The sequence below is a fragment of the Ruegeria sp. BHSA123 genome (assembly GCF_059613425.1).
In genome coordinates this window covers 1-7,553 of record NZ_JBXWSL010000097.1, presented here as the reverse complement: position 1 = coordinate 7,553, position 7,553 = coordinate 1, and the positions used below count along the sequence as shown (strand labels likewise).

Here is a 7,553-nt window from a genome sequence, read left to right as displayed (position 1 = left end):
ACCTGCCGTAACTTTGAGACAATCTCTTCCGGCTTCGGTCGCTTGTTTGCCATTCTTGGTCCTCCGTTTCCTAAACATAGCGGTGGACCAGTTCAGATGGGGAGGCTCAGTCAGGCGTAAGACCCGTGAAGTCTTGCCCGCGTGAAATTGTCGCCACGCGTGAGTTCAGATCGAAGGCGCCCCATTCCATGGTTCGGCCGTACACAACGGACCCATCTTCAGCGATGAGGCGAATACCAGTACAGGCCAGTGTTGACGCAACCTGTGTCAGAGACAGAACGATGACAACAAAAACTACCAGCGTCGCCCTCATCATTTTGTTGGCACAGCATCTGATCATTTTAGTTTCCTCTGTTGGGCATTGCTTTCGCGGTTTTGAACCAGGAGGAAGCGAGCCTGAGAGTTTTCTGTCCGGGCGATGAAATCAGGATTTCGGAAACAGAAACTGAATCGTGAACCCTACCGTCCATTTCGGTGCAGCCGAAGGTCGTTCAACATTGTAGTAAGCTTCGGCCCGCAGATTGACCGGCTGGTTTCCCCATTTCGTAATTCTGCCGACGCCGCCGCCGACTGGAAGCAGAAGCCTGTCGCCGGAAGAGGCCGACCAATCATAGGTCATCACAATGTCGCTGATCAGATACCAACCATTGTCGAGATTGTAGTTGATGAATGGCTCGAACAGCGTCTGGTTGACGTCCCTGCGGGCACTGTCCCCAGCAAAGGACCAGAGATGGCGGACCAAGGCACCGTAGGTTCCCCAACCGGGTTGGTTAAGAGCCACGGCGGACAACCCGGCACTCCACTTGCCACTGCCAAGCCGGTCGTCAGTCGCGGAATCTGCGGTTATCGATGGGCCGACGCCCCAGATCCAACCATTTGTCGGTTTAACAGGGCTGAAGAACAGCGTGTAGTTAATGTCACCCAAACCGGTTGTGCGACCGGGAGTTGCAGGGTTGCCAATCCCCGGATTCCCCGGTAGCCCGGCGACCCCGCCAGGAGCATCGTAGAGCGGGACAATGAACCTGCTGACCAGATTCCAGTCTCCGATGGTAACTGGAAATACTGGGTTGATACTCAGGACATTTGCCTTCCCGTTCGGGGCTCCGTTGTCAAAGGTGAATTTCAACGGCACGCTGATGAGCGAGCTGATCGGGTTCTGAACCGCAGAGCCCAGTTCAGATTGGGCGCTTGCATTGCCAGAAATGCCCAACGTAAACCCCAGGCAGAGAACCAATGTTTTGAATGACAAGTGCATTTGACCCTCCTTTGAGCAACTCCGGCGGAACATGTTTTGTCGTGCCCGCCTCATGGGTCTGCCTTTTCGATATCGGGCAGAACCCAGGTTTGATCGAGGAACGGCTTCTTCGGTGAATACAGACGGAAATACGGGAACCAGGCGCGGCCGGGTTCGGTCGGGATCCAGTTCTTGCGCGCATCGCCTTCCGGCTCGGTAGGTCCGATATGAAGCGACACCGAGCCGTCGTCGTTATAGGCCAGGTCCATCCGCGACGAGCGGTCCGCGATCTCATAGTCGTTCTGGACCAGTGTCCGGGTACTGACCTCGTAGACTGTGAGGGACCAAAATGCTTCAGCCGGGGCATCCGGCGGAACCCGAAGCACATAGTCAGTACCGCCATCCAGCCAATCTCCGTCGGCGTCCTTGTAGGTCGCCATATAGACTTGCCCCTTGCCCGTCTTCTGGCCATGCATTGCAACGTCGTTGGTCACAGCCTCGTAGAACCATGCCGCACGTTCATCGAGGTGATCATGGTTTTCGTCACGCTGGTCTGGGTTTGCGGTCGTCGCGTATTCCCATTGAACGTCGTCGCGGTAGTGGCTGGTCTCCACGCGTTTGGAGAAATCGTTGGCCTTGGCCATCGCTTCTCCGACAACCGCTGCCTCCATCAGAATGCGCTGCTCGCGCCAACCGGGGTTGAAGGGTTTGCCCTTCTCGATGCCGAGAGGTTTCAGCATGGACATGAAGAAGCGGTCGCGCTCGAAGACCGGTTCGCGCTGGATCGTGTCGTTCAGCAACTCCCAATATTCCAGCCCGACGGGCTGCGCCCCCATCCAGGGCTTTCCATCGGGCGTGATGTATCCGCGGGGCTTGGGATCGTCGCGTTCGGACCAGGGATAGACCTTGATCAGTTCCAGCAGCGTCATGCGTTCGTCACGGTCCTCCGGCATCAACCGGATACCCATGAGCACACCGTTGGTTGGCGAAGAAAACACCTTGTAGCCCTCCGCCTCTGGCGCGTCCTGTCCGGGGCCGACGAACACGTACTTGCCGGGCTCGGTGATTTGCGTGATCCCGATCTGCCACATGTCATGGGCAGCTCCTCGCACCGACCCTTGCGGTTCCGGCATCTCGACCACCCAGGGGCCATCGGCGAGATCGATGAAGGGCAGCACGTAGGGCGTTGTCGCGTTGAAGGTCAGGCCACCAATCTTGTCGGCGTAGGACTCCACGAAGACGATCTGGCCGTTCTCGGCGCCAAGCTCGTCTTCATGCGCACGCCGCCACTGTGCCATGCCCATCAGGGGGATCGCCCAGATATAGGCTTGGACAGCACGCTGGAAATCCATCGCTTCGTAGAGCTTGGCAATCGTTGCATCGGACGGGTAGCCGGTCGTGAAACTGTGAGTGAAGTCGAGCGATCCGATCCGGGTGTCGATGGATTCCTGCGCATAACCGGCCAAGGGCAAAGCCATCAACAGGGTTATTGCTGTTGCAGAGCGAAGTGTGGATATCATCGGTTTTTCTCCTGTCCTACGCCTAGGCACGGCAACGCCGGCCCAATGCTTTTCCAGTTCAAATGATTTTCTCGAAATCGCCGGGGCGCCAGCTTTTGTCGAAGAACGCCTCACCGGGGCTGTAGAGCCGCATCAGCGTGAACCAGCCCTTGCCCGGAACGGTACGCAGGAAGTTCGACTCCGGCGCATCCGCGGGCAGATCCGGCCCGAAATACAGATCGACAGATCCGTCGGCGTTGTAGGTCAGGTCGTCGTTGGATCCGATGGACGGATAAGGTTGACCGTTCTGCAGGCCCGAGGCGGTTTCTGCATCGTAGAGCGTGACGGACCAAAAGTTCTGCGCCGGCACATCTGGAGGCAGGTGAAGCCTGTAGGAGGTTCCGCCAACCAGATAATTCCCGTCTGCGTCCTTGTAGGCGAAGGGATATTTCGATCCAGCGCCCACCATGTTCATCACCATCGCTGGGCTGATCGAGTACGCAATGATGAACATGCCGATCTGGGCGTCTATGTTCCGGAACGTGTCCTCGTTGAACCCGACATCCAGAACATTCAGAACATTGTGCCAGTTTCGGTCTTCCCAATACTTTGTGTTCGGGAGCTTGTCGCCAAACCGCAGCGCATGAGACATCTTCATCCCGACCTCTGCCCCCGCGCTCAGGATCGCCTTCATCCTGTCGTCAGGTGCAAATGGTTTGCCCTTCACGATGCCGAGCGACGCCATCAACCCCCGCATTGCCGCGTCCTCGGGATCAACGAACTCGTTCTGAACGAAATCGGCGAGGCCCTCAAAGTACCTGAAGTCCTTTGGGTAGAGCATGTTCGCCGGGCGACCGGACCCGTTCGGGAACACCATCTCGGGCGGATTGTCTTTCTGGATCAGCGGGTAAATCCGCGTTTGTTCCATCAGCGCGACCGCTTCGTCGGTGCTGCGGTTTTCGCCAAGGAAAGCCCGCCAGAAGACAAAGACATTGTAGGTCTGTGAAGTGAATGTGAAATATCCTTCGGGCACTTCTCCCTCGAAGTCCGGCGGCAGGATCAGATACTTGCCGCCTTCGCCCTTGTCCGGCCCGACGAAGCCGACATCCGTTAGCGGGCGATGCCAGAAATCGTCGAGAATGCCTTGCAACTTGGGTGGAACCTCGATGACAGTCGGGCCATCCTTTTGCAGGTCCAGATACCCCATCCCATAGACGAGGTCCGAATTCGGCGTGCTGACCAGCGTCTCGGCAGAAAGCCGGTCCTTCCAGATGGGGAATACGTTCGAGCCTTCGCCAAACTCCGCCTCAGAGCCTTTTTTCATTGCCCAAACTGTCATCGCCGGCAGTGACCACTGCACAACCACCGTGGCCCGGTGGAACAACATCTCGTCAAGGAGGACCTCAACCGACTCCTGGGTTGGGTAGTTCTCCGGAAACGGCATATTGCGGAGCTTTGTCCAATGCTCCTGCTCGGCAAATGCTGCCAGCGGAGCGATTGTGATTGCGGCAGATAACAGTAGTTTTCTCATTCGATTTTCACTCCTTTTTCAAATCCAGAACAGGCGCATGACAAAAGGCAGAAAGCGCCGCCTCCAAAGCGGCAAAGAGTTCATCAGCCTCAAATGGTTTGCGCAGGCAGCGGGTCGCGCCCGTGGTGTCCGCTTTGGCAAGTTTTTCTTCGTCGTCAGTCGCCGACATGAAAACGACAGGCACCAATTCGTTCCGGTCAGCGAGAATGCCGGGCACATCGAGCCCGCTTTCCTGGTCGAGGACGATATCGACAAGCAGGCAGCTGTCAGCCGGCAGGGGCAAGGCCGCGCGCAACGACGCGAGACTGTCCAACTGCTGCTCGGCGAACCCCTTCGCCTTCAGCAGACGAGCGAGTGCCGTGCGAACGCTGCTGTCATCGTCGAGTACGAAAATGGTGACCGGCGCCGGTGTCACTGCGAAACCTTTCTCTTTCCAAGGGATCATGCCGGGTTGCGGTGAACCCCGCTATTGTCCCCGAAGGACAATTGACAGGCTTTTTGAGCAGCCGAATCAGCGACCTGAGCACTTCCTTGCCTTGTCACTGGGGCCGCGCTAGCGTCTCTGTGCCCAAAGCTGAAAGGACCAGATGCAACTTCTTGGCCAGATCTATTTCGTAACCGCCGGTTTCGGCATCATTCTCGGTGCGGTCTACCTGTTGATCTGGTTGAGGCTCCGGGATCAGCCGGCGTTTCTGTTTGCGAGCGTGATGAGCCTGGCGGGCAGTGCTGCGGCCCTGTGCGAATTCTCCTATCTCGGGACCCCGTCGACCGCAGATTTCGTGAATGCATTTCGGGCGCAAAGTGTTTTTATCGGTGTTTCGCTGATTAGCATGGTCTGGTTTCTTCAATTTCGGCTGAACATCGGTCGCCGTTGGCTATGCTGGTTCATCACCGGTCTTTGGAGCTTTAGTATCATCATTGTTTTGACCAACCCGGGGCAGATTGTGACTGGTTGGCTCAAAGGGCTGGACTACCGAACCACGCCCTGGAATGAGGCCTTCGCCTTGCCGGTTGGAGAAATGCACTGGTCCAAGTACCTGACGGATTTGGCCTCTCTGGCAATCGTGATTTATGTGATTGACGTGTTGCTGCGCGCCTTGCGAACCGGTTCGGGCGCTCACGCGCTAAAGACGGCGGGACCGGTTCTGTTCTTCATAGTCGTCGCGGGAATTCACACGCCGCTCGTGGACGCGTCGGTGATCCAGACACCGTACCTTATCGGTGTCATCTTCGTTGCAATCTCCGTCTCGCTCGCGTTTTCGCTGGTTGGCGAAGTCGCCAAAGGTGCTTGGCTGAACCGCGAGATCAAGTTCGAACGGGAACGATGGCAAAGAGTGATGGATGCGGTCGATTTGGCGCTGGTTCGGGTCGATGCCGGTGGCAAGATCGCCAGCGTCAATCCCTTCCTCGAACGTTTGATCGGCCGCAGCTCCGTCGACTTGGTGGGGCAAAAGGCAGATATCCTGTTTGCGGGAAATGCCTTGAACTCTGATCAGTTGCCAATAACTGATCCGGATTTCTGGAAAAGCCAGGAGGCTGCGGCCCGTTTTCTGCCCGCCGCGGACGGGACCCATAGGGAAATGGCCTGGCATTGCGTGACGCTCTCCAAGAAAGCGGGGACCAGCGATGGGCTGATCGCCATTGGTAAGGATCAGACAGAACGTCTGAAGGCCGAGGCCGAACGTGATGAAACAAGGCGCGAGTTCGAGAAACTGTCACGCGCACTGACGCTTGGGGAGCTGGCTTCGACGATCGCCCATGAACTGAGCCAGCCGATTGCCGCTGTCCTCAGCAACGCGCAAACCTGCGAAATCCTTTTAGAGTCGGATTCTGCCGGCGAGGGCGACATAGAGGAAATCATTCGGGACATCCTCAGGGATACACGACGCGCCCGCGATCTTATGGGACACGTCCGACATTTCATGTACGACGGCGATCCGGAGCGCAAATGGTTTGATCCGGTGACAGCGCTGAGGGCCGTTCTGGAATGGCTCCAGCCTGAGGCGCAGCGCCGACGAATTGCCATTCAGCAGATCTCCGAAAATCCGCCGGACAGCTTCTTTGGTGTCGAACTGGAACTGCAGGAGGCCATGGTCAATCTTGTCATGAACGCGATGCAGGCGACCGGCGACACAGAGGGCGGAGAGGTCGTTATCACGATAAGCGGGGAACCGGATGGCGGTCTTAAACTGTCTGTGGAAGATAATGGCCCGGGTATTTTGGGCGAAGAAGCGGATAAGGTATTTGCTCCTTTCGTAACCTCCAAGAGCAAGGGCATGGGTGTCGGTCTCGCCGTCGTCCGCCGGGTGGTCGAGCGGCACAATGGCAGGATCAAAGTCGGGGCAAGCGCCATCGGCGGTGCCAGGTTCGCCATCACGCTGCCACCGGGCCAAGAGACGGGGTTGAGGAAAAGTGCCTGAGACCATTTGCGACGTCGTAATCGTGGATGATGATCCATCGCTTCTGCGCGCGCTGGACAAACAGGTTCGCACGATGGGATATTCCACACAGACGTTCGACGATCCCCTGTTGGCGCTCAAATTTCTGGAGCACACGGACTGGAAATGCCTGCTTGCGGATCTCTCAATGCCGAAAATGGACGGGCTCGAACTGCAGTTGCGCCTCGAAGCTCGGTCAGAACCATTTTCGATCGTGTTTTTGAGCGGTGTTGCAACGGTGCGTTCGGTGACCCGGGCAATGCGCGATGGAGCCGTCAACTTCCTGGAAAAACCTGTTGAGCACAGTGACCTGCAAGCCGCCCTTAGCGAGGCCGTGGAGAAAGTGGAAGGCGAACTTCGGAAGAGAAGTGAAAGCGTGAACGCCCGGGCGCGGTTCGATCAATTGACCGACAGGCAGAAGGAGGTGTTCTGGCAACTTGTTGTTGGCGCCAGTAACAAGCAGATCGCGCGCAATCTCGTTGTCAGCGAGCGCACCGTCAAGGCACATCGAAGCGCTATTCGGGAGCGGCTTGGGCTTGAGACACAGATGGAAATGGTCGGTTTTTCGCAGACGCTCGATATGGAACGCAAAGGCGCGGTCGATGGCACAAAGCAGTAAGAAAATGCCCGCCAATTCCGTCGGCATGAAAAATAGACGCAGCCGAACTGCGCGATCATGTGCAACGTCTACAAACCACGCTTAGCACCAGTTCGAACGGCGTGCAGCATATGACGCTATAGGGCTCGGAGTTGCCGTTCTCTGCGCCGCGCATCAAAGGCTGGTCACAGCCCACAAACATCCCGACTTGCCATCAGACAATACCCGGCCCCCGCTCCTTCCCCCCGTCATG

7 protein-coding genes are annotated in these 7,553 nt (G+C 57.3%); 2 read left to right on the top strand and 5 right to left on the bottom strand.

The annotated features are described in order from the left end of the window. Window positions 1-106: 106 nt before the first annotated feature. The 5 genes from AC2FNC_RS19355 to AC2FNC_RS19335 all read right to left on the bottom strand — a co-directional run bounded on the left by AC2FNC_RS19355 (window position 107) and on the right by AC2FNC_RS19335 (window position 4,679). Window positions 107-340, bottom strand: a complete 234-nt coding sequence (locus tag AC2FNC_RS19355; RefSeq protein ID WP_496716348.1) for a hypothetical protein — start codon at window positions 338-340, stop codon at window positions 107-109. An 84-nt stretch (window positions 341-424) separates the two neighbouring features. Next, window positions 425-1,255 (bottom strand): hypothetical protein, encoded by an 831-nt coding sequence (locus AC2FNC_RS19350; protein WP_496716346.1) that lies wholly within the window; start codon window positions 1,253-1,255, stop codon window positions 425-427. A gap of 50 nt (window positions 1,256-1,305) precedes the next feature. Beyond that, on the bottom strand, window positions 1,306-2,754 hold the full coding sequence (locus AC2FNC_RS19345) for a DUF1254 domain-containing protein (protein ID WP_496716344.1): 1,449 nt from the start codon (window positions 2,752-2,754) through the stop codon (window positions 1,306-1,308). A 58-nt stretch (window positions 2,755-2,812) separates the two neighbouring features. After that, complete coding sequence (locus AC2FNC_RS19340; protein WP_496716343.1) at window positions 2,813-4,264, bottom strand: DUF1254 domain-containing protein; 1,452 nt, start codon at window positions 4,262-4,264, stop codon at window positions 2,813-2,815. Between the two features lie 7 nt (window positions 4,265-4,271). Further along, window positions 4,272-4,679 carry a response regulator gene (locus AC2FNC_RS19335; protein WP_496716342.1) on the bottom strand — a complete coding sequence of 136 codons (408 nt, stop codon included), beginning with the start codon at window positions 4,677-4,679 and terminating at the stop codon, window positions 4,272-4,274. Between the two features lie 172 nt (window positions 4,680-4,851). Between AC2FNC_RS19335 and AC2FNC_RS19330 the strand changes: the two genes are divergently transcribed. Both AC2FNC_RS19330 and AC2FNC_RS19325 read left to right on the top strand, forming a co-directional pair. Then, entirely contained in the window at window positions 4,852-6,684 is a 1,833-nt protein-coding gene (locus AC2FNC_RS19330; RefSeq protein WP_496716340.1) for an ATP-binding protein, read from the top strand. Continuing rightward, the gene (locus AC2FNC_RS19325; protein WP_496716338.1) at window positions 6,677-7,321 is read left to right on the top strand and encodes a response regulator transcription factor; all 645 of its coding nucleotides are present in this window, start codon (window positions 6,677-6,679) and stop codon (window positions 7,319-7,321) included. Before AC2FNC_RS19330 ends, AC2FNC_RS19325 begins: the two co-directional genes overlap by 8 nt. Window positions 7,322-7,553 lie beyond the last annotated feature (232 nt).